The following is a 26,906-nucleotide window of genomic DNA, read 5'->3' on the forward strand; positions in this document are numbered from 1 at the left end:
GGACGACGCGAACCCCGTCAGGTTTCAGTGCTCAACCCTGAGCCGATTTCGTTGAAGGCCAAGTGCCATGCTTGCACTACCGCCAGCGATGGTAGTTTCAGTGCTCAACCCTGAGCCGATTTCGTTGAAGAAACCACTGGACATCCGTACCACATGGAGGGTCACAAGTTTCAGTGCTCAACCCTGAGCCGATTTCGTTGAAGGTCCAGGAACGAACCGCCACCCTCGCGCTCAACGAGGTTTCAGTGCTCAACCCTGAGCCGATTTCGTTGAAGCGCAGCAGATTGCCGATGAAGCGCTCAACTGGCGCGTTTCAGTGCTCAACCCTGAGCCGATTTCGTTGAAGTCCAACCCAGCGTCAGGGATGGATTGCCAGCTACCAGTTTCAGTGCTCAACCCTGAGCCGATTTCGTTGAAGCAAGCGACGCGGGTTGAGGCTTTGCACGGTGGCGAGTTTCAGTGCTCAACCCTGAGCCGATTTCGTTGAAGGTGGAGCGTGTGCCATTGTACGTTCCCGCTGCACACATGTTTCAGTGCTCAACCCTGAGCCGATTTCGTTGAAGGCCTTCTGCTCTTCGGCGCGGTAGGTGTCGCGCCAGGTTTCAGTGCTCAACCCTGAGCCGATTTCGTTGAAGCCAATATGTGGTTCTCGCGTGACGAGATGCGCGAGTTTCAGTGCTCAACCCTGAGCCGATTTCGTTGAAGGGGTGGCGACGAGATTGAGTAGTGAATGGAGTTATCGTTTCAGTGCTCAACCCTGAGCCGATTTCGTTGAAGTCGCTTGCCATCGCCGACATGGAGGCGATGGCGCTTGTTTCAGTGCTCAACCCTGAGCCGATTTCGTTGAAGAGTGCGTGGCCGCAGACCTGGCACAAGCACTTCGCACGTTTCAGTGCTCAACCCTGAGCCGATTTCGTTGAAGGGTTCCCGTCAACCGCTGTGACGTGCGGCTGGCGAAGTTTCAGTGCTCAACCCTGAGCCGATTTCGTTGAAGAGCGACCCTTCCCCGAGCCTCCCGCCGCTTATGTGGGTTTCAGTGCTCAACCCTGAGCCGATTTCGTTGAAGAAGAACCAGATGTGGTGCGAGGTCTACCGAACCGTGTTTCAGTGCTCAACCCTGAGCCGATTTCGTTGAAGCCTTCTTCTGCTCGGCTCCCCAGCGCCCCATGTCGAGTTTCAGTGCTCAACCCTGAGCCGATTTCGTTGAAGAGAATGAAATGACTAACACGAACGCAAACGTGACGGGTTTCAGTGCTCAACCCTGAGCCGATTTCGTTGAAGTGCAAGCGCCCATTTTGCGCCTGGATATTTCAGGATGTTTCAGTGCTCAACCCTGAGCCGATTTCGTTGAAGATGAAGTATAGCACAATCAACCCGCCTTGTCAAGTGCGTTTCAGTGCTCAACCCTGAGCCGATTTCGTTGAAGGGCACGACGCGATACCACGATGTCGCGGCTGGTGGTGCGTTTCAGTGCTCAACCCTGAGCCGATTTCGTTGAAGCCAAGCCGCCCACCAAGCCCCTCGCGCCGTGCGAGTTTCAGTGCTCAACCCTGAGCCGATTTCGTTGAAGGAGAGACTATCAGCAAGCCGCCATTGACGCGGTACGCGTTTCAGTGCTCAACCCTGAGCCGATTTCGTTGAAGGGAGGTGCGTCAAGCATTGCAGCTGCCGCGTCGCAGTTTCAGTGCTCAACCCTGAGCCGATTTCGTTGAAGCAGATGTATATCTGCCTCCTCTGGCGGTTGCGAACCGGTTTCAGTGCTCAACCCTGAGCCGATTTCGTTGAAGGAGTGGAGGCCTCGTCAGGTGGTGTGCCTGTTCAGGTTTCAGTGCTCAACCCTGAGCCGATTTCGTTGAAGTGAACTGAGTTACGAGCCGTGCGACGACCCGCTAGAGCGTTTCAGTGCTCAACCCTGAGCCGATTTCGTTGAAGCCTTGGTGATATTTCGCTTGCTCATTTGTCTTGCCTTGTTTCAGTGCTCAACCCTGAGCCGATTTCGTTGAAGCGCGGCTTGACGGTGCTACCAATCCTCGCGTGCCTCGCGTTTCAGTGCTCAACCCTGAGCCGATTTCGTTGAAGCCACGCAAACCCGCGTTCCGCTCTGGCGGCGCTTTGAGGGTTTCAGTGCTCAACCCTGAGCCGATTTCGTTGAAGGAGACACAAGGAGTGTCAGATGAGCGAGAGTTTAAGGTTTCAGTGCTCAACCCTGAGCCGATTTCGTTGAAGGCGCGCCCGCGTTGCCAGCGGCGCAATGGTTGCCGTGTTTCAGTGCTCAACCCTGAGCCGATTTCGTTGAAGGGGCGACATGGACGCCTACAACGCCATTGAAGCCGCCAGTTTCAGTGCTCAACCCTGAGCCGATTTCGTTGAAGGCGTTGCGCTCCACCAGTGTGCGGAGGACGGTTTCGGCGTTTCAGTGCTCAACCCTGAGCCGATTTCGTTGAAGGGGAGCAGGGCGCAACCAACGAGATCTCGCAGTTGCGTTTCAGTGCTCAACCCTGAGCCGATTTCGTTGAAGGTTGGCATTGGCGATCTTCGCCGTGGTCACGTTGGCATGTTTCAGTGCTCAACCCTGAGCCGATTTCGTTGAAGGCGAACCTGACTCCCGTGCAGCGGGGGCGGCGCTCGCGTTTCAGTGCTCAACCCTGAGCCGATTTCGTTGAAGGAGCCTCCTAGCCCGTTGCGCGGCGCTGTGCCGCGCTACGTTTCAGTGCTCAACCCTGAGCCGATTTCGTTGAAGGGCATCTGGCGCGTAGAGACGCACGGCTGCGGGGAGGTGTTTCAGTGCTCAACCCTGAGCCGATTTCGTTGAAGGGCCGCATGGCAGCAGCGTTCGCCGCCGACCGCACCGACGGTTTCAGTGCTCAACCCTGAGCCGATTTCGTTGAAGGGCATCACAGCGCCGCAAACCGCCCCCGCGCCAGTGATGTTTCAGTGCTCAACCCTGAGCCGATTTCGTTGAAGCGTCGTCAATGAGGTGAGGCTCAACGATGGCGAGCCAGTTTCAGTGCTCAACCCTGAGCCGATTTCGTTGAAGCCCGTGAGGCGGCGCACAGCCAGTAAGCGCCCGTCGCGTTTCAGTGCTCAACCCTGAGCCGATTTCGTTGAAGCTTACTGAACGCTTTGCGTCGACCCTTGCCGCTTTCGTTTCAGTGCTCAACCCTGAGCCGATTTCGTTGAAGCCAGTATAGCAAGAGAGGTTTTATGTATGTCTTCGTCAAGTTTCAGTGCTCAACCCTGAGCCGATTTCGTTGAAGCGTATGACTATTGCAACGTCCAGCAAAATAGCTACTGTTTCAGTGCTCAACCCTGAGCCGATTTCGTTGAAGCCTTCACCGCTGCACCGGGCGGTGCTACTGGAAACTGTTTCAGTGCTCAACCCTGAGCCGATTTCGTTGAAGCTCTTCGTTGCGCTGTTGGACAAACGCCGCCACCGGATGTTTCAGTGCTCAACCCTGAGCCGATTTCGTTGAAGCGCAACCAAGCCCTTCCCGTGCTGACCGATTTTGTGAAGTTTCAGTGCTCAACCCTGAGCCGATTTCGTTGAAGCGCGCGCAACTTCAAAGAGCCGATCCACCGTCGCAATGTTTCAGTGCTCAACCCTGAGCCGATTTCGTTGAAGCGAGACATGAGCGAGGCGGTTCGCCGCCTCAACGCGATGTTTCAGTGCTCAACCCTGAGCCGATTTCGTTGAAGCTCATGACGGGCGACGTGTGAGCTTTAGTCTGTATGGTTTCAGTGCTCAACCCTGAGCCGATTTCGTTGAAGCCGCCCTCGCCAACACGATTGTCATGCTGCGCGGTGAGTTTCAGTGCTCAACCCTGAGCCGATTTCGTTGAAGCGTTCTACGCCACCCTCTACCCCGTGGCGGAAGAGGCGGTTTCAGTGCTCAACCCTGAGCCGATTTCGTTGAAGCACGCAGGTTGACGACAGAAGAAAGCCCGAAGAAAGGAGTTTCAGTGCTCAACCCTGAGCCGATTTCGTTGAAGCCAATATCCTCTCCGACGGCGCATGGCACGGTGAAATCAGTTTCAGTGCTCAACCCTGAGCCGATTTCGTTGAAGCCGGGCGTGAGCGTGGCGAGATAGGCGGCGACTTCCTGCGTTTCAGTGCTCAACCCTGAGCCGATTTCGTTGAAGCCCTGACAAGTTCGATCAGTTTCTTCATCTGGTTGCCGAGTTTCAGTGCTCAACCCTGAGCCGATTTCGTTGAAGCGAAGACCGAGCCGACGGCAAGGGTGGCGGTTACGAGTTTCAGTGCTCAACCCTGAGCCGATTTCGTTGAAGCCTGAGCAGGATCAGAAGCGACCGCCGCGCACTACAGTGTTTCAGTGCTCAACCCTGAGCCGATTTCGTTGAAGCACGCAGCGTCGGCAACGCTCGTCCACTTTGGTATTTGTTTCAGTGCTCAACCCTGAGCCGATTTCGTTGAAGCCGTTGGCGCTGGGTGTCGAGGCGCCCGCGAATGATGATGTTTCAGTGCTCAACCCTGAGCCGATTTCGTTGAAGCCCCTTGACCAGCCACGCAAGGATGCCACTGCGCTCTTGTTTCAGTGCTCAACCCTGAGCCGATTTCGTTGAAGCTCAATCACGGTCAAGTACGGACGAACGGTCAACCGTTTCAGTGCTCAACCCTGAGCCGATTTCGTTGAAGCCTAGACGATTGTGTACCGACAAATCCAACCAAGTCAGTTTCAGTGCTCAACCCTGAGCCGATTTCGTTGAAGCCAGCAGAACTCGTATTGGGAGCGCCGTAAACGGACGTTTCAGTGCTCAACCCTGAGCCGATTTCGTTGAAGCCTTGCGGCGTTTGGCGGCCCAACGCAGTTTGTTTCGTTTCAGTGCTCAACCCTGAGCCGATTTCGTTGAAGCGGCAAACCCGACCCGGATGGAGTAACACCAAAAATGTTTCAGTGCTCAACCCTGAGCCGATTTCGTTGAAGCCCCAGATGGCGGCATTGCGGAGTTCCGCAAGCGCCAGTTTCAGTGCTCAACCCTGAGCCGATTTCGTTGAAGCCCATTCGTGGTACTCATCTCTCAAACCTTTCTGATGAGTTTCAGTGCTCAACCCTGAGCCGATTTCGTTGAAGCGCAACGCGGAGAGCCTGAGTCTGCACCTGCTCATCGGCCGTTTCAGTGCTCAACCCTGAGCCGATTTCGTTGAAGCCCCGGCCTTCTCGACGAGGCGGGCCGTCTGCCAGCGTTTCAGTGCTCAACCCTGAGCCGATTTCGTTGAAGCGTTACGCGGAGGGCGACGAGACGGTACTGAAGATCATGTTTCAGTGCTCAACCCTGAGCCGATTTCGTTGAAGCCGCCAACAGCCAGCGCCACATCAGCGCCGAAGCTCGCGTTTCAGTGCTCAACCCTGAGCCGATTTCGTTGAAGCTTGGAATAAGGTACCGATTGTGCGACCTGACTCAAGTTTCAGTGCTCAACCCTGAGCCGATTTCGTTGAAGCGCCGCCAGTCCAAAAAACCAAAGCCTAGCCTCTCCCTCGCCTGGTGCCCGTTGCGGACCGCAGAAGGCGTTCTGTGCGCTCATTGTAACCCATTGCTGCACCATGTCAAGCCTCCGTTTCGCAACTTGGTTTTTGTGTCAGATCCGCGTTAAGTTGCGAGTGATTTGCGAACCCTTTGTGATGCGTTTTGTTACCTTAAAATGCTTTACACGTTGTACAAATGGCCCCCGCCAAACGGTGCGATTTTGGCGAGTTGCGAGTGACCCCTCTGAAAGGGGTTGTTTTGGTGGTGTTTGACTCTTTTTTTGCGCTGCGTGGGCGGCGAAGCCGCCCACGCAGCGCACGAGGTTTTTTTGGCGGGGCATCGCGGTGGCTGAGCCTGTCGAAGCCACCGCGATGCCCCGCCGGTGGTGCGAAGTTATACGACGTCGTTGCAGAAGCGGCGAAATTCGCAGTCTACGCAGATACGTCGTGTTGCGGGTGGGGCTGGCATGGTTTCGTTGCTAATCGCTTGCTGGATGGTTGCGACGCTCTCTGTTACCTGCCGCCGCAGCGTTGGGCTGATAGCGATGCGCTCGGCCCTCCGAAGGGGGATGAGGTAGAACCAGCCGCTCCGTACCGGCAGCCGCCACATCGCTTCGAGCATCAGTGCGTAGGCGGTGAGTTGTAGTTTGAAGTGTGGCCCCGGACGCTGTTCGCTGTCTTTGTATTCCACCACCACCACCTCCGCTTGGGGGTGGTTGCGCTGCGGCGTGATGATGGCAAGGTCAACCCGCCCGCGGAGGCCCAGCTCTGGGCTGTAGATCCGCACGTCAAAGTGGCGTTCGCCCTCCTTTAGTCCGTACGGGCGCAGCGAGCGCCGCTCTTCGCGCCCCTCTTCCCGTTCGTGCGCCTCTCGTCCGTGCTCCATCAGGTCGGTGACCGGGCGTACCGCTGGCAGGCAGTAGCGATACCAGACGATGCGTGGGCAGTAGCGCCACTGTTTGAGGTCGGTTACTTCAATTGTTGTTGGCGTCATCAACTCCTCGCTGCTCCAAGACGCGCCGTCCATTCCAACTCTTCTCGTCGAGCGGGAAGAGTTGGATGTTTGCGCTGCGCCGCCGCACCCGTCGCTCGATCTCTTGGAAGAGCGCCCGTTGGTGGGTGCGGCTCAGGTTGCCGACGAAGGCGCTGTATTGGACGCGCTGGAGGCCGTAGTCGAGGCACGCATCGGCCACTTTTTGGCGCGTTCCGTCGTGCGGGATGTCGTAGATGAGCAGGCATTGCATGGCTACCACCCCATGACGAAGGGGGTGTACTCTTCGCGTTCGCCGCGTACGAAGGTGGCGATGTGGCGCGCTTGACACTGCAAGATGTGGCGCAGGGGCTGGCGCTTACCTTCGTAGGCTTCGGCAGACTCAAGCCGCTCTAGAACCTTCTCGACGATGCGTTCGCGTGTCGCTGCCACGAGCCAACCCCGCTCGTCACGCTCGATGCTCCAGCCTCGGTTGATCTGGCCGAGCAGTGTGCGATCTACCACCGCCTGGCGAAACTCTTCGATCAGATCGAGCACGAGGCTGGGTTTGCCAGGCCGGTCGGCATGCAACAGGCCCGCATAGGGGTCAAGCCCCGCCAAGACCAAGGCATGCTCGACTTGGCCATAGAGAACGCCATAGCCATAGTTGAGCACTTGGTTGAAGGGGTCGCTGGCGCCGCGTGTCTCGCGGCCCGGCCAGGCCAGTTCGCTCGGTACCAACGCCGCCAATGCGCCCCAGTAGCGGGCAGCATAACGCCCCTCAATACCCATCAGTTGCTCACGCAGCTCATCAACACAACCCCCGCGCAGATTGCGTATCGCTTGTAGGCTGTCTACCACCTCGCTGGCCACCAGCATAAAACTGTCGTACAACTCGGGTGCCGCCTCTTTGCGATATTTGGCGATGTAGCGCAAAAGATTGGCCTGATTCTGCAACTTCCCGAGCGTAAAACCCTGCGCCAGCGCCACCCCCGGCGGCCCATCGTAGGCGCGCAACTGCGCCCGTCGCGTTAAGACCGTCCCGGTCAGCCCGGCACTGTAGAGGCTGGAATGAGGCGTCCCATTCGAGCTAATAAAATGAATAGGAATGCCCTCTTCGGAACATGCACGAATGGCATCACTACTAATACCCACCCCGCCACCATTGACAATCACCTGTTGCAGATGCAAGAGTGGCACCTCTTGCAAACGTGTCTTCTCCTTATTTACGCGCAAACGGCCCTGGTGCTTGGCGATGAAGGCACCCTTTTCTTGTACAAAGAGATGCATGTGATCTTTCTCCTTTGTTGCAGGCCATGAAGCCCCTGGTGGGGGTTTGGGGGAGGCTTCGCCTCCCCCAAAAAACTCTTTTTCTCTCAATTTAAGTCAAGTCCCCGGAGGGGGTTTGGGGGAGGCTTCGCCTCCCCCAAAAAAGCGGGCTTGGGGCGTAGCCCCCGGAGGGGGGTTGGGGGAGGCTTCGCCTCCCCCAAAAAAACTCTTTTTGTTTCGTTTTGGCGGCGAAGCCGCCAAAACGAAACAAAAAATGGGGTTTGGGGCGCAGCCCCCGCCCTGCCGCAGGCAATGTAATGTAAAAAGACAAATTGGTAAGGTGCATCCAAACGTTATACGACGCTGTACCAGCCGTCGCCTTTGACGGCGTTTTTGCCAACATGCACTAGGCTGCCCCAGGCCAAGAGTTCGCGTAGCGGGCCAAGGTCGCCCGCAAAGGTCGCTTGGCCCACCAGCCCGCCAATGGGCGTGCGTCGTCCTTGACGCTGGCTCATGCTTACGACGTCAATCCAGCGGGTGCGATCATCAACCACGCGCACCCCTTCGGCTACTGCGAGCAGGCCGCGAAAGTCAATGTCTAGCGGCCCCTCGCCATAGGCGATGGTCAGATCGTCGAGACGGCGCATGAGCCGTTGCAGCAGCGGACGCAGCGCGATGCGCTTGAGCAGCCGATCCTGTTCGATCAGGCGCAGTGGTGTGTGGAAGCGCAAGGTGATCTGATCGCTCGGCAACGTTGCCGCAAACTGCGCGACCGTTTGGTTATCAATGGGCAGTGCGGGCTGCTCGACGATGCCGCTCTCTGCGCTGTAGAGCGTTTGACGCGCTCCGCTGAGCGGATCGAGGGCGGCAATCTCCGCAAGGCGCAGTCGTCCGCGCTGACCACCCAGTTGCGCCAGGCGCGTCCCTAGGCCATGCTCTTCGAGTGCGTGGGCGGCCATGATCACATAGGGGTAGAAAGCGGTCGCTGAGCCAAAGAGCGCCAGCCCAAACTGGAATTGCTCGCCGGACGCATAGGTGCGCGCCCCGTCGCGGGGGGGCCGCGTGACATACGGGCGCGGGCGCTGCTCGCCGCCCTTCTGCTGCTCATCGCGCAGCGGAGCGAGCAATGCTGCCACTGGGCAGGCGTGGAAGAGTGGGCATGCTGAACATGTCGGTGCCTCCTTGTTGACACAAAAGCGCCCCCAGAGCGCCCCCGCAATGGCCCCGCGTACCGCCGAGCCGCTCTGCTCGCCGAGGGCCAACGGGGTCTGTGCGGTCGCAGTAAAGATGAGGTGGTGGGTGATGAGGTTCATTGGTGGAGCTCCATTTCAGATTGTAGATTGCAGATTGTAGATTGTTGTTTTGATCTAATCCCAGTCTTTGTCACGCGCTTCTGCGTCAAATTGTACCCCTAGATCATCATCGTAGACCACATCTATGATCCAAGCTCTCCGCCTACCGTGAGTTTCCGCTTTGCGGAGCTTGCCCTGGTTACGCAAGATCGCAAACTTCTGCTTGCTGATGCTTACGAGGAAGTTGTTGGCTTCAATAAAGCGATCCTGCATGAGCAGATTGATGTATTGCTGCTCAAAAGCGCTTGGAATGACCTCAACGCCGTCGAAGAGTTGCTCAAAGGCCTCTTCCTTCTGGGCATCACTGCGAAAGGGCAGCAGATCGCGCACAATCGTTGTTGCTTGCTCGGCGACACGCTCATATTCTTCGTTCCACGCCTGCCACAGTTGGCTGTCGGCGTAGATCGCGTCAAGCCATCCATTGATGGCCGCTTCATCCACTAGCTCACCGTCGTGCTGCTCGAGCTCCGCCAAGGTGACGCGCACAATATGGCCCGCCTGCTCCGCGTCCCTGCTACGCCCATAGACGCCCTGGCCGTCGGTTGGTTCGCGGAAGACATGCACGGGGCAGATGCCCTTTTTGCCGCTGCGGTTGACGCGCCCAAAGCGTTGCAAGAGGGCTTCTAGCGGCGCAGGATCGCTATAGATGGTGTCGAGATCGAGGTTGAGGCTCACTTCAACCACTTGGGTGGCGACGAGTGCCAAGGGTTTGCGTGCTGCTGGCGCAACTCCAACTCCGCAACGCTCCCGGATGGCCTGTTCGCGCTGGTTGCGGTCACCAAAGGTGTAGCGGCTATGAATGAGTACGACCTGTTCGCTGGTCAAGCCTACTGCCAACAGTGCTGTATGCAGCCCTTGCGCCCGCGCTACCGTATTGGCACACACGAGAACCTGTTTACCCGCTTGTACCTCACGGACAATCGCTGCTGGCCCGTCGGTCAGCAGTTCACCATCGAGTAGGTGTAGGCGATGGCGACAGAATTGGGCAAAGAGCGCTTGCTCGGCCTGAATGATCACCGGGTTATCTAGCGCCTGCACCAGCCGCTCACGGATGAGCGTGGGGAAGGTGGCCGACATGACGAAGAAGCGGGCCTGGTACTGCTCGCGCAAATAGTGAATCATGGTCATGATCAGTGCCAAACGCGCCGGATCGTAGGCATGAATTTCGTCAAAGATAAACGCGGCATAGGCGTAGTCGCTCAACATGGCCTCAAAGCCGCGCAGTTGAAAGAGCGCCTTGAGCATCTGGTAGGGGCTGAAGACCTTGATCGGGCGGGCGTGCAGCATGTTCAGGTTCTGCTCCCACTGGGCCGCTGTGCTCGCCGTGGCTGCCCAAGCATCCGCTTCCAGCAGGCGTGCATGCAGCGCCTGGAGCGCCCGCCCATGCTGCAAGCCGACCGCATCCCTGCCAAAGCCGGTCTGCGGGGCACGCAGCCGATCAAACATCGCATTCATGCTGGCCTGGTAGGGCAGTGCGTAGAAGAGGCGCGCCACCGGCTGCTGTCCGGCACCAAGGGCCCAATAGAGCGCCGCTTCGGTCTTGCCGCTGCCCGTTGGCGCACTGAGCAGCACCGATTGGCCTGCTGCCGCCGCACTCGCTCCCTGGTGGCGGTAGGGGGCCAATGTTGGCTCATGTACGCGCAGTGGGGCCAAAATGCGATCGGCAAACTGCTGCCAATGTTCCTGCACTGGCGAGGGCATACATGCGAGATGGGCCGAGGCCATATGATCGGCACTGGTGGTGAGACCGCGCAGGATGATGCCCAACATGCGTTGGCTGACCGGGGCCAGTGGCAGGTCGTCGAGCCAATCGTCGTAGACATAGAGCCAGCGCCGCACCCGTTGCACCCCTTCCTCTTGCACCAAACGCAACGCCTGCGCCTCGTCTGGCAGCGCGATGGGCTGCACCACAGCTTTGGGCAAGCCCAGCGCATCACGCCAGGCCATGGCGCACTCCGCCAGCCAGCGCCAGAGCTGGCTCAGGGTTGGCGCATCCAGTTCAGCCAACAAGGGCTCCAAAGGATCATCATCGAGGTCGGGATAGGTTTGCTGAATCACATCAGCATCGCGGTGGTGCGAGACAATCGCCGCCACAACACTACGCGCCTCATCATCATCAAAACCGTGGGACAGCCAGGCCAACAACGCCAGCGACAAGACCTCATGGCGCTGCCGCCAGGCGGGCCCGCCGCGCAGCCGTGCCTGAAAGCCATGAGCCGCTTTACCAGCATCGTGCAGCAAGCAGGCCCAAAAGAGGCAGTGCCAAAGCCGAGGCAGAGCGACAAGAGCGGGCAGCGCGGGCCGTAGGCGGTACAACTCGGCCAACTTGACCAGTACCGCCCACGTATGCTCGGCCAGACTCTCGCCGCCATACTTGACGCTCTTCGCCTTCAGGCCATCCACCCAATCAGGCCAGACTGAGGGCTTCATCCTCTGCTCCCGTAAAGCTGTGGAACCAAAGGCCCAGCGGAACACCTTTGCTCTGCATTGCACGCGGATCGGCCCAGAAACGTGGCTGTTCCGCCGCACCAAACTGCTTGAAGTCGCGGCTGCGTACCCGCTGTTGCAGCAGCAGGTAGCGAGCAAAGGATGGCTGCCGCTGCTGCTCATAGTCGAGCCAGCGCGGCATCAGCGCCACAACCCCCACCGCCGTCTGCGTAGCCACGCGGTAGGGCAAGAGCGTATGCTCAAAATAGACCTCTGGGCGCTGCTCAAGTTCAACCACCTCCACACGAGTGTAGCATGCCAGGTCTTGTGAACGCCCCAACAGCACCGGGTAGCGCGGATGGCGAAAATGCTCCACCCAATCTGGCCGGTTGAGGTAGAGCACCAAGCGTGGATGCAGCAAAATCTGGCGCGTCAAGGGATTCACATTGCCCTCGATCACCTTGGGCAGCTTTGTTCCTGGCAACTTCCCCGTTGCGGCGGTGAGGACGTGGATATGCTCCAGATCCTCACCGATCCCTTGGGCCGTAAAGTGGTAGGCAAACTGTAGACCTTCAGGCGCAACCCACTCGCCCATGACACTACAAATATGCCCGTAGATCGTCGCTGGCGGCGGCAACGGAAAACTCGGATGGACACTCAACATGAAGTGTGGGTAACGAAAGGATGTCGTTGTCCCTTCGAGTACAACTTTTAACACACGCATCATGCTCCTCCTAGTCGAGCCAACGCGGATTGGCTGCAAAGCCCGCAACCAACTGCTGGAACAGTTCACGCGGATGGCCGATCTGGATGAGCGCCGGGTGGTCGGGATGCTCGGCCTGCAACGCTTGGTTGTAGCTCGCTGCGAACTGCTCAAACGCAGCCCGCTCCGCGTCAAGGTAGCCCTGCACCCAGCCCACATAGACCGGCGAGAGCAGACCGTCACGGTAGACGCGCAGCGCCTCTTCCAGCGCCTTCGCTTTGATCTCAGGCTGCCCAACCCGATTCGCCCCCACCGCATGGTGGAAGATATGGTTGCCACCCTTGGTGACCGCCAGCAGCACCAACGCCGGACTCACATCGGTATAGTGCAGCGTCTGCTTTGCGCCGCCCTCAAGCTGGGCCATGCCCTCAAAGAGCGCCTGCACACGGGCGACACGCTGCGCCTGCGGCAAACGAAAGGACTTCTCCGCCTCCAGATGCTCACACCCCTCCAGCGCCTCAGCCAACTTCATGCGCACATCATCCAAATTACGGAAGCCCGTCTTGTTGCGGTAGGAGAAGGTGCCACACGCCTGTAGATTGAGCGAAAAGAGCCCCTTCAGCGTCGCCCGGTAAAACTGATGCTCGTGGGGCACCGGATTGCCCTCGTGGCGCGACATCGTACCAAAATCGTTCGTTGGCGTAACGGGTGCCAGCGAGACCAGCGTACTCACACGGAAAGGCGCAACGCGGGTAATCGTATCGGTCGTCTCCGTCTCACCAGCGCGCGAAGTATCCGCCGCCCGCAGCGCCTTCGCCGTCTCACGCTTCGAGGGCGCACGCATATAGCCAAAGAGATCATCATCCCAATAGAGCAGCGGATTGGCATCGGTATAGGCAACCTTCTCTTCACGATAGATCGGCGCCGCCTGCCAACCCGCCACCCGCGTCTCCAGCGTGGTACGCAGCCAATAGCGCAACGCCTGCGCCGAGACATAGGGGTAGGCGCCCTCTTTGGTCTTAATCACCTTCACCCCTACCGTATTATCCTCACGCTCACCGGGGATCGAACCAAGATTGTTGAGTGCCGCAGCGGGCGCATCGATCAGCAAGAGGCCAGTTACGAAAGCCATGTCTATTGCTCCTTATCTGTAGCATCGAGTTGCAACGTCTCATCGGGCAGCGGATTATCAACCAACCAATCCTTCAACCGCTCAACCATCCGAATCAGCACCAGATCGCGAGCCAGCCGCCAATCGGGGCGCAGCATATCATCACCCTCCATAAAGACCAGCAGGTAGCCATCGAGATCAAAGAGCGTATCCTGGCCTTGCGTCAACTTGGTGTAGGCGATATTGGTCTTACTCAACAGATTAAGAAACTTGTACGTCTCTCGTTCAGTAAAGAACTGCCGAAAGAACTGCTTCCCCCCCTGACGACGCGTATAGTCCGCGAGCTTATCGCCGAGCAGCCTAATCTGCTCAACCCGTTCCTCATGCATGGTCAACACCTCCTTCAGAAAAAGCTCCACCAGCGGCCATGTAATCAACTCCCGTTCACGCTGCGGCGAATAGTTCCTGCGCGGATCGTCTTCGTAGCGCGAGGGGCTAGGCACCCGCAGAAAATAGGTACGAATAAAACGGGCAGCCTGTTGCGGCAGCGTAAAGAGATCCTCAAAGAGATAGTTATGGCGCGGCGGCGGCAGATCAGCCGCAGCCCCCTTCTTCGTCCGCTTTGCCACCACCTGTTGCCAACCCCGCGCCACCACCTGCTGCCAGACATCCTTGTAGGCTGGCGCGTAGACGGCGCGCAGGAAGCTCGTAATCTGCAACGGCAGATGGTAGATCACCAACTGCGGCGACTTACCATTGTTAAAGTTGTAAGCCGTAAGCGAAGCTGCCGTCTCACTACGGCGCTGCTCACGCACACGCTGTCCTTCAATCTCCAACAACACCTCAACCAGCAGCGTCTTCAAGGCACGCGGCGCACTCGGCAACTTATCCTCACCCGCTGCCTGCATCTGCGTTACGGCTGCGACATTCTGCGCCCGGAATTTGTGGGCAAAAGCCAACGTCAACGCTTCGCTATCGGCATGCACCGCCAACAGCCCCACGCCCACCTTCGCGCAACCCAGCGGCATAAACTGCAACGCCAAGAGCGCCTGGGGCGCAATCGGCAGACCGGGATCACCACCAGCAAAAAAGTTAATCGCCTCATCACCCTGCAAGAGCGGCATCTGATTCCGTCCCACACGCCCCGCCTGGAGCTTACCCGAAAGCTCGTGGGCGGCAGCAGGCAAGCCCGTAAAGACACAACGCTCGTCACTCGTAGTGCTCGCATCCTCCCATTGACGCACATGCAGCCGCGCCCAACGCTCACGCGTCTTCAAACGCTCCGCCCGCTTCTCCGCCGTCAAATTGGGCTTATCGGGATTAAAAGCATCCTGAATAAACCAAGCATTCGCCGTAAAAGCCATCGTCAAATGGCCACGCAGCGGCGGACGCACATAATTGGCCTCAATATAGCGCGCCACCTGATCAAAATCCTGCTCAGTTAGCTCGGCAAACGAAGCCTTACCAACATACGTCGCCATCGCCGCCAGACCAACATCAACAAAAGGGTGTCCGGTATAGGTCAGCATACGTTGCTACACCTCCTGAATGCATCTAAGGCAAGGAAGCAGGAAATAGGAAATAGGAAATAGGAAATAGGAAGCAGGAAGCAGGAAATAGGGCTGTGGTTTTTGCGCTATTGCGTTTTTGCATTTGAGCGCCAAACCTTCGCGTCCTCGCCTCCTCGCGCCCTCGCCTCCTCGCCTCCTCGCCTCCTCGCGTCCTCGCGTCCTCGCGTCCTCGCCTCCTCGCCTCCTCGCCAATAGATCAGCGCCGTCCCCGGGCCGCCTCGCGCACCGCCTGGAGATTCAGCACCTCACCAACCTCATAGCGCGTTGGCGTACTATTGGCCACCGGGCGAACATGCAACAGCGCCGGAAAGCTGCCGCAGCGCCCGTGAACTTCAGCGATCAAGGCCAAGGCCACGGGGGCCAAAGCGGGCGGATTGATAAGCAGCGGCGTCGTCTGCCACTCCATCGGACTCAAGCCCGCCGCATCGGCCAGTTCACACGCAACCTCGTCTAAGGGCCGCGCCCGATCAACCTGGCTCGCCAAATCACGCACGGCCACCGGATCGGGCAGCAGCGCCGCCAAGCGTGCGATCTGCTCCTTGTTGAGCGGGTGGCTATAGTTGAGAAGAAGGATGCTCATGGGTATTCCTTTACTACGTGTTGTACGCCTCCGCCATACCACGAATACTCTCACGGATCATGGCGACCAGTTCAGGTGGTTCGTGGACAACACAATGTTCGCGGTAGCGCAAGAGAATCTGGCGTGCCTGCCAGAGATTATTACATTCGGCGTGGATCTCCGCCGAGCCATCGGGCAAAAAGTGGACATCGCTCGGCTGAAACCAGAGTGCAATATCGCGCTGACGGGCCACCGCAGCGCTTAGGGTGTAGTGCAGGCGGTAGCGCGGACGGGGCGGGGTAAGAGGCGGCAAGACGTTTGGTAGGATCTGGATACTATCGGCCACAATCCGCTCCATGCGATAGAGTTGGTAGTGGGGCGCAATGCTCGCATCGCCACAATCGATACAGTAGGCATCAAGGTAGTTATGGCCATCACGAAAGATGATCTTATAGGGCGCAACGCGATGGATAACCACCCGATCATCACTGGCAAAGGTGGAGCGATAGGCAAAACTGATCTGCTGCCGTCCCAGCGCGCGGCGCACCCGTGCCAGCGTCTCTGGCTCCAGCGAGCGTGAAGGGCGAGGCAGCTCAAGGCGCACCATCCCATCATCACGATCCACCACCTGACGCCGTTCAGGGGGCAGCAGGGCCACAATGCGATCAAGCAGCGCCGCCACCGATGTCGCATAAGGCAGGCTACTATCATCAAACCAACTCAACAGAAACGCCAACGCCTCCAGATCATCATCGGGCAGATCGAGCAGCGCCAAGCGCCCATAGTCACTGAGATAGAAGCAGCCGCCCACACGATCAATAGTACAACCAAACTCCTCGCGCAGCGCCGCGAGATCGTGGCGCAGAGCGGTACGCGCATCGGGCGGATAGATATCCTCAGCATCACCCGCCTGATTAAAGAAGGCACGCGTATCAGCCATAAGCGTCGGCGCATCCGCCGGGCCACGCACGAGGCGCCGCACCAGAAAGAGCCGCCGATGGAACGTGCGCCACGAATCGCGCTTGGTACCGCCACGGCGGGGGGAAGAAGCATTGGACATAGGGAGAGCCTCATAAAGAGAATCTTGAAGGGGAGGGGTTCGGGGAGGGCAAAGCCCTCCCCGAAAACCCTACCCACCATTTACGGAAGTGGCATGAAGGTCGCACGCTGCAAGCTCGCTTGCCAATCTACCTGCTGCACCGCACACCAGTGCGCGATCACCTCATCAACCACCGCCTTGAAGTCATCGTAATCGCCGCTGCTAATAAAAGCAAAACCATGTGCCAAAAGACTCTGGTTGCGATTCTCAGCACCTTGCTGGATGCGGCTCAGATCACAGCGTGTGCCAAACGCATCGCCGATCACCCTGAGAATATCGTAGCCTTGGCCTAAGGTGATCTTACTCCACCCGGCTTTTGGGTTACGCAGCAAATCTGCGAGATCAGGAAACTGTCCCGTTAAGCGACGCATCGGATCGCGCGCCCACTCGGTACAGACGCCATGGGTCGCCAGGCGCTGCTGGCTCATCAACTCAAGGCAACGGTAGAGCAGCAGCGCAGCAGTATCGCGCCGATCCTGATCGGCGCGGCGCAATGCATTGCTATAGAGCGTTGCCAGCAACGCCCCCGCCACTCGCGGATCGGCCAGCAGCCGCACCTGTGCTGTAGCAAACTGCTGCATGTTCGATCGATGCTTAGGAAGTTCAACCAACGGACGCACCGTCGTAATCAGATCAATCTGCTCGGCCAAGCATTGCTGTTGCGCTTGGTTCAACGCCGGGTGCTGCTGGATCGAGTGCAACTCAGCCTCCGCCGCAGCAAGATTAAAGGCATCCCAGAGAGCGTAGGCATGCGCCATAGCGGCACAGAGCTTATAGTCGTGACGTAGAGGCACCCGTCCGACAAGCTCAGTAAAGACCCGGTGCGCCCCATCATAGTCGTGGGCGTCATAGAGGCGACGGGCTTCAGCCTCTTCCAGATCGCCAAAGACGACGTAGGGGTCAGATGGCAGCACAAGGCCTTGCGTCCCTGGTTGCGGCACATTTCGGCCATTGGCATCAGGCGCAAACTCGCTCTCTATATAGAGCGTGGTGATCTTGAGTACATAGGCCGCCTTCGCCAGACCAACCGACATAAGCTTTGTACCACCCGTCACATCAACCGCAATCTGCTCACGCGGCAGATCGGACCACGCATCGATGATCTTACGCAGCGAACCATACATCTGGAGAATATTGCTGTGATCATCAGGCGGCTGCTCCCAGTGGGTGGCATCAGTCGCAAGCAGTTGCGCGACTTTCTGGGACATACCACGTGTATCTGGGGTCAGCAAAAAAGCTACCCGTGCAGGTTGTAAAGCGCCAATTAAGAGCGCCGCCGTCGTGGCTTGTAAGCTGCCTGGGATGATCAAACCGGCGACCTGTTGACTGCCAACCTTTTCCCGGAAACGGCGTAATTCTTCTTGGAAATCCATGATTCGGAGACCTCCTAAAAATTCGGAACGCCCTCAAATTCGTAGACACCACATGTAGGGGCGTAGCAGCGGCCCATCCCACCGCTCATGGGCAGAAAGGAGAGCCCACGGGCCGCTGCTACGCCCTTCTTGATGCGCATCCAAGCCCCTCATATCACTCCATGATCTCAATGAGGAACTTGTGCCTTGGGAACGCGAACGAAGTGCCAAACGTGGATCGCCCCAGGGCACAGCAGCGATCTTTTCCTACGTTCCTTTGCGGCAATGCACGCTTACCACCAACCTAAGCATAGCATAGCGATCCGTCACAAATGCGCCCAAAAGGGGGAGGATTGGAGGGTTTTGCCTCCTTTCACAAACATCTTAGGGAAGCGGATGTTGTTGATTGCCCCGTTGCGTTGCCACCCTGAGCGAAGGTTCGTAGGAACATTCCTATTTGCGCCGTAGGGAGTGCCGACGTTCGTCGGCTTCCCATCGCTGCCAAAGACCTCAGCCGACTAACGTCGGCACTACGATGCCTGCCCATGGACTATTCAGCATGACAGTTGGTGTGGTCATCATTGTCTATTGCTCCAAGGGTGTATCATTCACAACTTCGCTTGCACCGCCGCACGCAATTGACGCACCTCATCATCACTAATGACTTGATCTGCGCTATAACTCGGCAATTCAAGCAGCGTAATATTGCGTGCCTCGGCCAATTCCCTCAGGTTTGAGCGGGTATGATCCCAACGCTGATCGACAACGAGAAACTTAGCGGTATAGATGCCAAGATACTCACGGCCAGCAATTGAGTTGAGTTGATCAATGCCCTTCTTCGAGTTTGAAGCCCCGCCAGTCTTCGCCTCGACAACCGCGACACGATTCCCGATGCGTACCATCAGGTCAACATCAAGCGCCCCGCTGAGCTTCACGCCAAGCACAACCTCATCAACCGCGTCACCCAATGCGGCAGCAATCGCCTGCTCAAAAGCGCCGCCTGTGTTTTTGGCAGGCCCTACGACGCTGTAGCTACCAAGATGCGCTTGCACATAATCCTGGATCGAAATTATGCCAGGAATCTCTTGCTGGTGCTCTAAGATCGGTTGGGAGCTATCATTCCATACATAGCGATACAACAGACTGCGCCGCCCTTCAGTCTGAAAGTAGAGAAAGGGCATCTGTAAGCGTTCAGCCAGACGATAGGCAGCAATGGACATCGCTTTGGTGCCCCATGTCAAGTTAAAGACGACTTGATCATACGCTTGAGGCTGCGCGTCAAAATCTTGCTGCATCTTCTGTTCAATCTGTGCGATGTCGTAGGGATCAACCGACAGAAGACGGGTTTGGGGTAATAGGCCACGCAAACGTTGGCTAACCCGTTCCGTGCGATCGGTAGGCACAAGAACCGTAGTGTGCGGTTCAAGAAAACGCACCGGGAGCAAATTGGGCAGTGGTTGTTCACCAACCAGAGCATACATGAGCGAATGCATAGTTGTACCTCCTCAGTCACTTATGAATCTGCACCACCGCATTGCAACACCAAGAATCTTGATGCCTTCCCCCCTCTCCCACAACGTGGGAGAGGCGATGCCCTGAGCGTAGTCGAAGGGGGCAGGGGGTGAGGGCCATTACGTGGCAGCCCCATAGCTTATCCGTAGCTTCAAGGTGGCATCACCTCTTCCTTCACTCCTTTGCCCTCTGTTGCGGCAACGCACGCCATCCTAACCCACCCACCCCTGCACCGTCTGGTACCACGGGCGCTTCGCAGTCTGCTCTTCACGTTTAGCCTCGCGCACCTTGGCAATAATTGCTGCGGCAATGCGCGCCCGTTGTGTTGGGCCAACCTCCAGCGCGACCGCTTGGTGGTAAAACTTTTCGATCTCAGTAGCTACCCGTTTTGGCGGCAAAGCATTGAGCAGCTTCAACAACTCATCAACCTGCGCCACCGCTGGATCAACCGGCGCTGCGTCGGCGTTCCCCTGCCCAATTCCCGCCACCCTCTCCACACGCATGCGCCCGTAGCCGCTGGAGGTCTTTGCGCCAATGCCGAGCTCTTGGAGGGCAGCGGCCAGCAGATCAAAGACGCGCTCAACCCACGCCGCAGAGGGGCCGTCGAGTGCCAACAGATAGCGCCCCGTTGCACTCAGAAAGGGCACCGGGATGGGGCTATCCCAATCAGCGGGGGGGTTCGGCTGGTCGCTGTTGTAGTAGTTTTGGTGGTGTACCGTGAGCACGTCTGGGCGCAGCGGACAGTCGCCTGGGCTTAAACTAGGGATGTAGAGCGCATCGAAAAAGGTGATGTAGCCGGCTGCCCCAGTATGACCACCACGGCCAAACACGGTTGTGTAGGCGCTTCCATCCGCTGCCCACTCGCCGCTCAGGAAACGACGGGCATAGGCTGCCGCCAAGCCCTTGAGGGCACTGCCTGGAATGTAGGGAACGCCGTAGGTGCGGTGTAGGCTGATGGCGGTCTCGATAACGCTCTCCGCCCCCAGCCCAAGCACCATGCGTCCTTCGACAATCCCAACTCGTGGGCGTATGCCGCGCGCTATCAGGCTAGCTTCCCAGCGGGCGAAAGCGTGCGGATAGAGTGCGGGTATGCCGATCTCGGCGGTTTTCGCTACGTGGCTCGCCTCTCGCGTTGCATCATCACCAGGTGCCCAACAATCAAACCAAAGACCGGCATGTTCCACCTCTTGGTTCCCGATGCGGCGCAGCGCAGCGCGTGGATTGAAGGTCATGGCTACTCCTCCCCGCTGGTAGCGTCGTCAATCTTGAGTACCGATTGGGCGAAGCGTTTGAACCAGAGCAACGCCGCCAGCGCTTCACGGGTCAGGAGCATATATTCGCCAAGCTGCGCCTGACGACTGCGCACTACCAGTGCTGGTTGTTGGATCGCCGCAGCCAAATCGCTGATCAGTTGCAGTTGATGCACATCATTGCGCGCCTCGACAAAGGCGAGGGCTTGCGCCAAACCAGCAGTGCGAATCAGCACGGGAAGTTTGTGGGCCATTGAGCCATACTTTTGGGCATCGCCACCCTGCTGCTTAAACGCCGTAACCCGTTCATAGACAGCGGCAGCCAATTTTTGGTCGCGGGTATGCATGTCTTCTGCTCCTACAACAACTGGACACGGCAGAGTCCGCGTCCAACCGAAGCTTTGCCGCCAAACTGTAGCGCGTGCTGCGTGAGCCGTTCCAGGTTGGCAGAGATCGTCTCGGCAGTCAACCGCTGGTTATGCTTATTTGTCACCGGCGCGGCAACGACAAGCCCAGCTAGGATGGTCTCGGTGGGCAGCGCCTCTTCATACCAGAGCCCCCCTTTAATGACGGTCTTGCGCTCATCCTCAAGGCGCACCCGTGCGACCACTTCAGTTGCGGTGTTCAACAAGAAATCAAGAATGTCGTCACGTACAATGCAGAGACGCGCTTTGAGCGCCCCTTGCCAGTAGGCAGCATCGGGTAGCGTGTCAGGGAAGAGCTTGGGTGCCAGCCATTCAGCCCAAATGCTTGCTTCTGGCGAAGGCTTCACTGCGAGATCAAGATCTTCAAGTACCACTAAGTCGGTGCCCGACACAACCAATTGGCTACTCTCGTCGCAGACGATAGCCTGCTCACTCTTGGGTTGGGTAGTAGGTTCGGGCGCCTCCGTCGGTACATCCGCCACCCCTGCATCACGCGCATCACGCGCAAAACGGCGCAGCACATAGGGCGAAGTGACCCACGCGAAAGTACCCGCAAGACTCCGTACCGGCATGAGCAGCAAGCGCTGATCCGAGAAGCGCACAGAGCTAGCATGGTCTTCACTACCTGTCGTCTCAAGGCCAAACATAAGTTGCCGCTGCTCATCGGCAATGCCTGATGTATCACGCAGCGTCCCCTTGAGCGACGAGCCGGGCAGATAGGGCAGGCCAGTCGCCTTTTCGCGGGCAATCGGCAGATCGATCACGCCAACCCCCTGGCCAGTACCAGCGTGCAGCGGCGAGAGCGCATGAACAAACAGAAGACGTGTACTCATGAATTATCCCTCAAGTCTATTTAAGAAGGCTTGCACCACATCCGTCTCGTTGCCAAGGATAGGTTGGCCACGATGATTCGTCAGCATGGCCGCCTCCTCAGCGGTAAGCTGCCACTCCACAACTTGACTTCCACGCTCATAGTTCAATAGCAACTGGTCGGGCATGTCAACCCCCTCAAGGATAGCGGCCAACCCTACCGCCCCGTTGTTCACCAGCAGCGGACGCAGTATCAGCGGGCTGGCTAGCCGTTCTACATTTGTACCATCACGCAAGCGCCCCACGACCTTATTGTCGCCGCGCGGATCGCCATCCTTTTGATCCTCTTTCTTGTATTGAATGAGCAGCGGCAAACCAAAAGCGGCGCGTGGAAATTTGCGAACAGTTGAGATGACATCTTGGTGGCGACGACTGCGCCGCCCCGTGATCTCTCGCACCTCATCCTGTTCGGGCCAGTGGTTGCGTCCTGGTTGCGGTACGATTCTCCCGCGTCTCTCCACCCGATTCACGGGGCGTTGCTGACGAAAATCTTTCAGTTTACCGATCAATTCACGCCATGCGCTAAGCGCCTCGTTGTGCCGAGTACCAACGTGAAAGCGCAGATGCTGTGCAAGGTGGGGTACATGCTCAGGCCACACCCCAGCCACCACATGTTGCGCCAACTGCCGATTGAGCCAAGCCTTAAGCGTCCGCACGTCGTTGGGCAAGGGGCACGCTACACCATCCACTTGGAGACAGTGCAATGCGCCAAACCCCCGGCGCGTGCGCGCCCCAATGCCACCAAAGGTCTCCCACGCCCACAGTGCCGCCGCCAATTCATCGCTTGGTGTTCCGGCAAACAACGCGCTGCTCGCCTCATCCTCCCAGCGCACGGGAAGGGTGAGTTGCAGATGAAAGGCAACGTGATCGAGCACAAACGTATCCGGCTTATCGTTGAGCGGAAAGGCGGCATAGCTGTCAATAGAGCTTGGATGCCCAATCGTAAGCGGCGGGCGGATTGGCTGATTGCTGCGATTAACTGGGGTAAACGGGTGTGCTCCAGGCTGATTGATAACCACCACATCCACCAGTGAGCGTCCCGTTTTGTGCCGTAGTGAACTGGCCGCGCCCCAGAGCAGACTCTCAGCCGCCTTCATCCGCGCCAGATCACCCTGATAGTAGCCGCCCCGTGTCGCCCGCCACCAGAAGCGCAACTGACCACGCACGCTACTTCCGCGCACCGCAGCATGCTGATCGGGCTGGCCTGGCTGAACACTCCCGCCAAACAGAGGGGTGAGCAGGCGGTAGGCTCGTGTCTGCACACTCCGGTTCATGTCTTCCCGCAGCGTAAGTTCTGGTGGCTCTTTGAGATTAGCTCCGCGCATCATCTTCTCCCATCGCTTGCAATGCTCCATCCCACACCCCAAGGGCCATCAAGCCGAAACCATCACGCGCATCCTGCTCATCATCGCTCACGACTGCCATCCAATGGGCATCGAGCCATGCCGCCCGTGCGCTAGGGCTACCCTCCAGCATCAAAAAATAGACAGAGCCCGCAGGCGCCATGCGTCGCGTCGGCTTGGGCTTTTGCACTTGCAAATCCCACCCCGAAACCACTTGGGTACGTGCAACAGCAGCCGCCACAAGCCGAGGTGCAACCCCATAGGCGGGCCGCAATAGCCGCTCTGGCCGGAAACCGGCGCGAAAGATAGCAGGCGTTAGCAGCACAACACGGCATGCCCCATCGCGGATGATCGCCTCGCGTAGCTCCGCTGGACATGTTGGCAGTTGCACAGCGCTCTGCCGCCACGTCACCAGCCGACGCTCACCAGCGAGAGAATCCATACCACCAGCAAAGTGCGGAAAGGGCTGGGCAACTTCAACCAGCAGCGCAAGCCGACGCCGATCTCTGGTGGTAAAACTTAAGCCAACGGTCTGAAAGAGGGCACCCTGTTTGGCAGTCTGGCGCTGGGCATTGATCTGCACATGCATCCGCGAGTCGCGCAGGAGACCCGCCAGACCAAGATCACTGGCGCGTAGCGCATCGTCGTCTTGCGGCGCAACCAACCATTGCTCAAAGCGATTCCAATGCCAAAACTGGGGTGCTTGGCCACTCACCTTGGCCTTTTCGCGCTGCCTCCGCCCTACCAAGCTGTAGCTTGCTTCCAGATCGGTCGTCGCACCCGTCGGTAGCGCCAAAGGCACCAAACGTCGGATAGCGAGCGTATCATCCTGCTTCTCTGAGGCCAACATAAGCGCATCGGATGGCGCAGGTGCATACCAGGCTACGTCCTCATTTTCATCCAACTCAACCAGCAATGGGCCACGTACCGCAAGCTGCTTCACTGCAGCGATCCGCTGCGGATCAAATTGCCCTTGTGCATTCAAGCCTGCACAGGTACGTGCTGCGCCCGTTGTCGTTGAAGGCAGCGGAAAGGCCAGTGAGACAGCCCGCACCCCCGGATCCGGCCCAAAGGGGCGACCATCACGAACAATCAGCGGATCATGCGGCTCGATAATCCAAGTAGGCACTAGTCTGCTCCTTCTTGCTCCGCAAGCGGCCCCATAACTTGGGCAAACTCACGCGCAACCATCAACTCGAGTGCAAGGGTAGCAACAGAGATACAATCCGCAGCGGGCAGGGGTGGTGGGCCATCAGGTAGCTCTGGCGGCAAGCCAAGCTGTGCGCGTACAAACGCCAGTGTGCTTGGATCAAGCTCGCGCATTTCATCTTCACTCCGAACCCGCTTTCGCTTAAGAATACGCAACGCTTCTTCAGCCAAAACATGCTCGGTAAGCGCATGCTCATCGCATTGCCCAAGTGAAGTAAGGCGCATATGCACATCACGGAGTTCATACGCAACCCCATCGGGTATACGCCCTCGGCGGTACCATTCAATCCATCGCTTAAGACGCCGCAAGAAGATACCACCCGCCCAGCGGCCTCTGATCGCACACTCGGCACCACTCCGTTTATTCAGAATCAGGCCCAAGGCATCTTTGCCAGGCAGCTCTTTGGCTAGGCGTTCAGCACGGCGAGCCAAGGTCAGCGCATCGGCCAAAGGCTCAAGATGGTGAACAAGCGCAACGCCAACCGAGAGGGTTGGTGTCTTTGCTCCTAAGCCAACAGCGGCCATCTGCTGCTGAAACGCCGCTGCGAGCGCCTGTGCACAACCTAGAACGGTATGCATAGGCAAGAATGCGAGCACATCATCACCACCCGCATAGATCAGTGCGCCGCTATACTCTTGTTCAACCACTTCACGCACCCGAGCAGCAAAGCCATCAAGGGTACGTGAAACCATCCGATGTGCCTCCGGAGAATTCTGCATATCAATTGCTAGGCCCATATTATCGCCATCGGCTAGCAGCAGGGCGTAATAGGGATCAGGACGGCGGTTATTGGTGGCCGCTACAAAAAAGTCAAGCAGGTGACCGTGGGCAGTCGCAACATCGGCCTGACCAAGCTCTAGCGCCAGCCGATCTTCAAAGAGTATCGCCGCATCTACCTCACCAGTGAGCGGGCGCTGAAAGCGGCGATCAAGCGTATGGAGTTGGGCACCTGCAGCCCGCAAGCCCTCTAGGTAGCGTGCAAAGGCCGTACTAACCGCTTGGTCGCCGACGGTCTCACGATCAAGAAAGGGCAGCGCCGCAAAGTGCGAGGTACTAGGGAAGTCGGCTTCTTGCGCCTCAACAGCCCCCCAGCGTTTGAGCAGATCAACCCCAGAGAGTTGTTCCGCATAGTCGGCCCGGTAGCTGCGGTAGAGCAGACGTCGTCCTTCAACGTTAGCCTTCGCTGCACGGGAGAGCGCCTGAGGTATCACCGATTCGCGGCTCCCGTCAATCGATGATTTGGGTTGATGCACCCCCGACAACTGAGGCGCAGCCCCAAATGTACGGGTAGCTTTGCGTGCCGCCATAACATCCTCAATACGGTTGCGCGAGGCTTTGTAGTCATCAGTAAGCGGCAACGCTACCCAAGTAACCTCAATCAAATCCTCAACCTGACGCAATGCCAATGTGCGTAGGTTGGGATGATCCGCATGCCAAGAGATGTTGGCAAACGCTGCCTCGCGCAACGCTGCCAAACGAGCTTGGACGCCCTCTGCCACAGCCTTGCCAAGCACTTCACAATCAACACCCTGCGGTACCTCTGCCAAGATACGATTCGCTACGTTATATGCCGTGAGACGACTCGGATCATCAGAACTGGGTGCCGGAAAGATAAGTTGACTGTCAAACGTTGGCTGAAGCAACACCTCCGCCCCCGCCCGCGATAGCTCACTCAACAACCACGACCCAAACCAGAGATCACGGCTCCGGCGCGCACTCGCAATGAACTCCTGCACCGGACCAAGCGTAACCAAAAAGAGGTGACGTTGCATCCTCAAAGCTCCTTCAGGCTGGTGGGTTGTGCGGGCGGCGAAGCAAGCTGTCCGCACAACTCAACAGAAGGGGATTTTGGAGGCGCACAGCCCATCCAAACCTCCCCACAGAGTAAGTCACAACGGTAGTAATATCCAGTATCCTTCCCTAAGCATAGCATACCGAACCGTCACAAATGCGCCCAAATTGTCCCAACAGATTACGCAGATTATTGCTTCCTCATCTGCGTAATCTGCGGACGATCAAGAAGACGTTGCAACATGGTCGCAACGCGGACACCCCTTGCCGAAAGCCGCGCAAACGAGTATAGTAGTAGCCGATTATACTATTCAGCCTGCTATAATTCTGGAGGAGTCCATGACGGTTGAGGAAGCTATCGCCGAGATTAGCCAGCGTGTCCAAGCTGCAAGCCCTACCGCCATTCTACGCATTACCCGCATCTCTGAGGAAGAGGCGAGTATCCGTGCCTATGCGCCCGCTGGCGATGAGACCGCAATTAAGGCTGCTACTCAAGACTACACCATCCAGTTGCTTACTGGCGATGGCCTCGATGTGCAGGTGCTGGTCTATGATGTTGCGACCTCACTGCCACCAGAGGAATAGAAAGAATCGTGAAAGGGAGGGGTTC

General features: G+C 58.0%; 20 protein-coding genes and 1 CRISPR repeat array (1 of these 21 running past the window's edge). Of the genes, 1 reads left to right on the forward strand and 19 read right to left on the reverse strand.

From position 1 onward, the window contains the following. Positions 1-5,458: a CRISPR direct-repeat array (repeat unit 37 nt; unit sequence GTTTCAGTGCTCAACCCTGAGCCGATTTCGTTGAAGA) (it extends 24,183 nt beyond the left edge of the window). Positions 5,459-5,876: 418 nt separating this feature from the next. The 19 genes from cas4 to cas10 form a co-directional block, all read right to left on the reverse strand. Continuing rightward, positions 5,877-6,476 carry a CRISPR-associated protein Cas4 gene (cas4, locus tag CJ255_RS02475; protein WP_097642518.1) on the reverse strand — a complete coding sequence of 200 codons (600 nt, stop codon included), beginning with the start codon at positions 6,474-6,476 and terminating at the stop codon, positions 5,877-5,879. Then, positions 6,457-6,726 (reverse strand): CRISPR-associated endonuclease Cas2, encoded by a 270-nt coding sequence (cas2, locus tag CJ255_RS02480; protein WP_097642519.1) that lies wholly within the window; start codon positions 6,724-6,726, stop codon positions 6,457-6,459. Before cas2 ends, cas4 begins: the two co-directional genes overlap by 20 nt. Positions 6,727-6,728: 2 nt before the next feature. Next, positions 6,729-7,742 carry a CRISPR-associated endonuclease Cas1 gene (gene cas1 / locus CJ255_RS02485; protein WP_097642520.1) on the reverse strand — a complete coding sequence of 338 codons (1,014 nt, stop codon included), beginning with the start codon at positions 7,740-7,742 and terminating at the stop codon, positions 6,729-6,731. A gap of 332 nt (positions 7,743-8,074) precedes the next feature. Next, positions 8,075-9,034 carry a CRISPR system precrRNA processing endoribonuclease RAMP protein Cas6 gene (cas6, locus tag CJ255_RS02490; RefSeq protein ID WP_097642521.1) on the reverse strand — a complete coding sequence of 320 codons (960 nt, stop codon included), beginning with the start codon at positions 9,032-9,034 and terminating at the stop codon, positions 8,075-8,077. Positions 9,035-9,088: 54 nt separating this feature from the next. Then, positions 9,089-11,503 (reverse strand): CRISPR-associated helicase/endonuclease Cas3, encoded by a 2,415-nt coding sequence (locus CJ255_RS02495; RefSeq protein ID WP_097642522.1) that lies wholly within the window; start codon positions 11,501-11,503, stop codon positions 9,089-9,091. Next, a complete protein-coding gene (gene cas5b, locus CJ255_RS02500) occupies positions 11,481-12,227 on the reverse strand; it encodes a type I-B CRISPR-associated protein Cas5b (RefSeq protein ID WP_245863136.1) in 747 nt (248 codons plus the stop codon). The genes CJ255_RS02495 and cas5b overlap by 23 nt, the downstream gene beginning before the upstream one ends. Positions 12,228-12,234: 7 nt before the next feature. Continuing rightward, positions 12,235-13,335 carry a type I-B CRISPR-associated protein Cas7/Cst2/DevR gene (gene cas7i / locus CJ255_RS02505; protein ID WP_097642524.1) on the reverse strand — a complete coding sequence of 367 codons (1,101 nt, stop codon included), beginning with the start codon at positions 13,333-13,335 and terminating at the stop codon, positions 12,235-12,237. 2 nt (positions 13,336-13,337) lie between these two features. Then, positions 13,338-14,843: a type I-B CRISPR-associated protein Cas8b1/Cst1 gene (gene cas8a1 / locus CJ255_RS02510; protein ID WP_097642525.1), complete on the reverse strand. Its 1,506-nt coding sequence runs from the start codon at positions 14,841-14,843 to the stop codon at positions 13,338-13,340. A gap of 238 nt (positions 14,844-15,081) precedes the next feature. Further along, positions 15,082-15,465: a CRISPR-associated protein Csx15 gene (gene csx15, locus CJ255_RS02520; protein WP_245863138.1), complete on the reverse strand. Its 384-nt coding sequence runs from the start codon at positions 15,463-15,465 to the stop codon at positions 15,082-15,084. 13 nt (positions 15,466-15,478) lie between these two features. Further along, positions 15,479-16,504: a helix-turn-helix transcriptional regulator gene (locus CJ255_RS02525; protein ID WP_097642527.1), complete on the reverse strand. Its 1,026-nt coding sequence runs from the start codon at positions 16,502-16,504 to the stop codon at positions 15,479-15,481. Between the two features lie 80 nt (positions 16,505-16,584). Next, entirely contained in the window at positions 16,585-17,916 is a 1,332-nt protein-coding gene (locus CJ255_RS02530; protein WP_097642528.1) for a TIGR02710 family CRISPR-associated CARF protein, read from the reverse strand. Between the two features lie 14 nt (positions 17,917-17,930). Further along, positions 17,931-18,056 carry a hypothetical protein gene (locus CJ255_RS24610; RefSeq protein ID WP_281257164.1) on the reverse strand — a complete coding sequence of 42 codons (126 nt, stop codon included), beginning with the start codon at positions 18,054-18,056 and terminating at the stop codon, positions 17,931-17,933. A 447-nt stretch (positions 18,057-18,503) separates the two neighbouring features. After that, complete coding sequence (locus CJ255_RS02535) at positions 18,504-19,388, reverse strand: DUF1887 family protein (RefSeq protein WP_097642529.1); 885 nt, start codon at positions 19,386-19,388, stop codon at positions 18,504-18,506. Positions 19,389-19,619: 231 nt separating this feature from the next. Continuing rightward, the gene (gene cmr6 / locus CJ255_RS02540) at positions 19,620-20,639 is read right to left on the reverse strand and encodes a type III-B CRISPR module RAMP protein Cmr6 (protein WP_097642530.1); all 1,020 of its coding nucleotides are present in this window, start codon (positions 20,637-20,639) and stop codon (positions 19,620-19,622) included. A gap of 2 nt (positions 20,640-20,641) precedes the next feature. After that, positions 20,642-21,004, reverse strand: coding sequence for a type III-B CRISPR module-associated protein Cmr5 (locus CJ255_RS02545; protein ID WP_097642531.1), 363 nt, complete (start codon positions 21,002-21,004; stop codon positions 20,642-20,644). 11 nt (positions 21,005-21,015) lie between these two features. After that, a complete protein-coding gene (gene cmr4 / locus CJ255_RS02550; RefSeq protein ID WP_097642532.1) occupies positions 21,016-21,915 on the reverse strand; it encodes a type III-B CRISPR module RAMP protein Cmr4 in 900 nt (299 codons plus the stop codon). A gap of 3 nt (positions 21,916-21,918) precedes the next feature. Beyond that, entirely contained in the window at positions 21,919-23,280 is a 1,362-nt protein-coding gene (cmr1, locus tag CJ255_RS02555) for a type III-B CRISPR module RAMP protein Cmr1 (protein WP_165774533.1), read from the reverse strand. Continuing rightward, positions 23,264-24,424 carry a type III-B CRISPR module-associated protein Cmr3 gene (locus CJ255_RS02560; RefSeq protein WP_097642534.1) on the reverse strand — a complete coding sequence of 387 codons (1,161 nt, stop codon included), beginning with the start codon at positions 24,422-24,424 and terminating at the stop codon, positions 23,264-23,266. Before CJ255_RS02560 ends, cmr1 begins: the two co-directional genes overlap by 17 nt. Continuing rightward, the gene (gene cas10 / locus CJ255_RS02565) at positions 24,424-26,277 is read right to left on the reverse strand and encodes a type III-B CRISPR-associated protein Cas10/Cmr2 (RefSeq protein WP_097642535.1); all 1,854 of its coding nucleotides are present in this window, start codon (positions 26,275-26,277) and stop codon (positions 24,424-24,426) included. The genes CJ255_RS02560 and cas10 overlap by 1 nt, the downstream gene beginning before the upstream one ends. Before the next feature lie 358 nt (positions 26,278-26,635). Here cas10 and CJ255_RS02570 point away from each other — a divergent pair, with 358 nt between their 5' ends. Beyond that, positions 26,636-26,881 carry a hypothetical protein gene (locus CJ255_RS02570; protein ID WP_097642536.1) on the forward strand — a complete coding sequence of 82 codons (246 nt, stop codon included), beginning with the start codon at positions 26,636-26,638 and terminating at the stop codon, positions 26,879-26,881. The last annotated feature ends 25 nt before the right edge of the window (positions 26,882-26,906 follow it).

Source organism: Candidatus Viridilinea mediisalina (assembly GCF_002532535.1).
GTDB lineage: Bacteria > Chloroflexota > Chloroflexia > Chloroflexales > Chloroflexaceae > Viridilinea > Viridilinea mediisalina.

Coding starts and splice junctions, on each gene's coding strand:
- cas4 (WP_097642518.1), bottom strand. CDS start 6,476: ATGACGCCAACAACAATTGAAGTAACCGACCTCAAACAGTGGCGCTAC.
- cas2 (WP_097642519.1), bottom strand. CDS start 6,726: ATGCAATGCCTGCTCATCTACGACATCCCGCACGACGGAACGCGCCAA.
- cas1 (WP_097642520.1), bottom strand. CDS start 7,742: ATGCATCTCTTTGTACAAGAAAAGGGTGCCTTCATCGCCAAGCACCAG.
- cas6 (WP_097642521.1), bottom strand. CDS start 9,034: ATGAACCTCATCACCCACCACCTCATCTTTACTGCGACCGCACAGACC.
- CJ255_RS02495 (WP_097642522.1), bottom strand. CDS start 11,503: ATGAAGCCCTCAGTCTGGCCTGATTGGGTGGATGGCCTGAAGGCGAAG.
- cas5b (WP_245863136.1), bottom strand. CDS start 12,227: ATGATGCGTGTGTTAAAAGTTGTACTCGAAGGGACAACGACATCCTTT.
- cas7i (WP_097642524.1), bottom strand. CDS start 13,335: ATGGCTTTCGTAACTGGCCTCTTGCTGATCGATGCGCCCGCTGCGGCA.
- cas8a1 (WP_097642525.1), bottom strand. CDS start 14,843: ATGCTGACCTATACCGGACACCCTTTTGTTGATGTTGGTCTGGCGGCG.
- csx15 (WP_245863138.1), bottom strand. CDS start 15,465: ATGAGCATCCTTCTTCTCAACTATAGCCACCCGCTCAACAAGGAGCAG.
- CJ255_RS02525 (WP_097642527.1), bottom strand. CDS start 16,504: ATGTCCAATGCTTCTTCCCCCCGCCGTGGCGGTACCAAGCGCGATTCG.
- CJ255_RS02530 (WP_097642528.1), bottom strand. CDS start 17,916: ATGGATTTCCAAGAAGAATTACGCCGTTTCCGGGAAAAGGTTGGCAGT.
- CJ255_RS24610 (WP_281257164.1), bottom strand. CDS start 18,056: ATGCGCATCAAGAAGGGCGTAGCAGCGGCCCGTGGGCTCTCCTTTCTG.
- CJ255_RS02535 (WP_097642529.1), bottom strand. CDS start 19,388: ATGCATTCGCTCATGTATGCTCTGGTTGGTGAACAACCACTGCCCAAT.
- cmr6 (WP_097642530.1), bottom strand. CDS start 20,639: ATGACCTTCAATCCACGCGCTGCGCTGCGCCGCATCGGGAACCAAGAG.
- CJ255_RS02545 (WP_097642531.1), bottom strand. CDS start 21,004: ATGCATACCCGCGACCAAAAATTGGCTGCCGCTGTCTATGAACGGGTT.
- cmr4 (WP_097642532.1), bottom strand. CDS start 21,915: ATGAGTACACGTCTTCTGTTTGTTCATGCGCTCTCGCCGCTGCACGCT.
- cmr1 (WP_165774533.1), bottom strand. CDS start 23,280: ATGATGCGCGGAGCTAATCTCAAAGAGCCACCAGAACTTACGCTGCGG.
- cas10 (WP_097642535.1), bottom strand. CDS start 26,277: ATGCAACGTCACCTCTTTTTGGTTACGCTTGGTCCGGTGCAGGAGTTC.
- CJ255_RS02570 (WP_097642536.1), top strand. CDS start 26,636: ATGACGGTTGAGGAAGCTATCGCCGAGATTAGCCAGCGTGTCCAAGCT.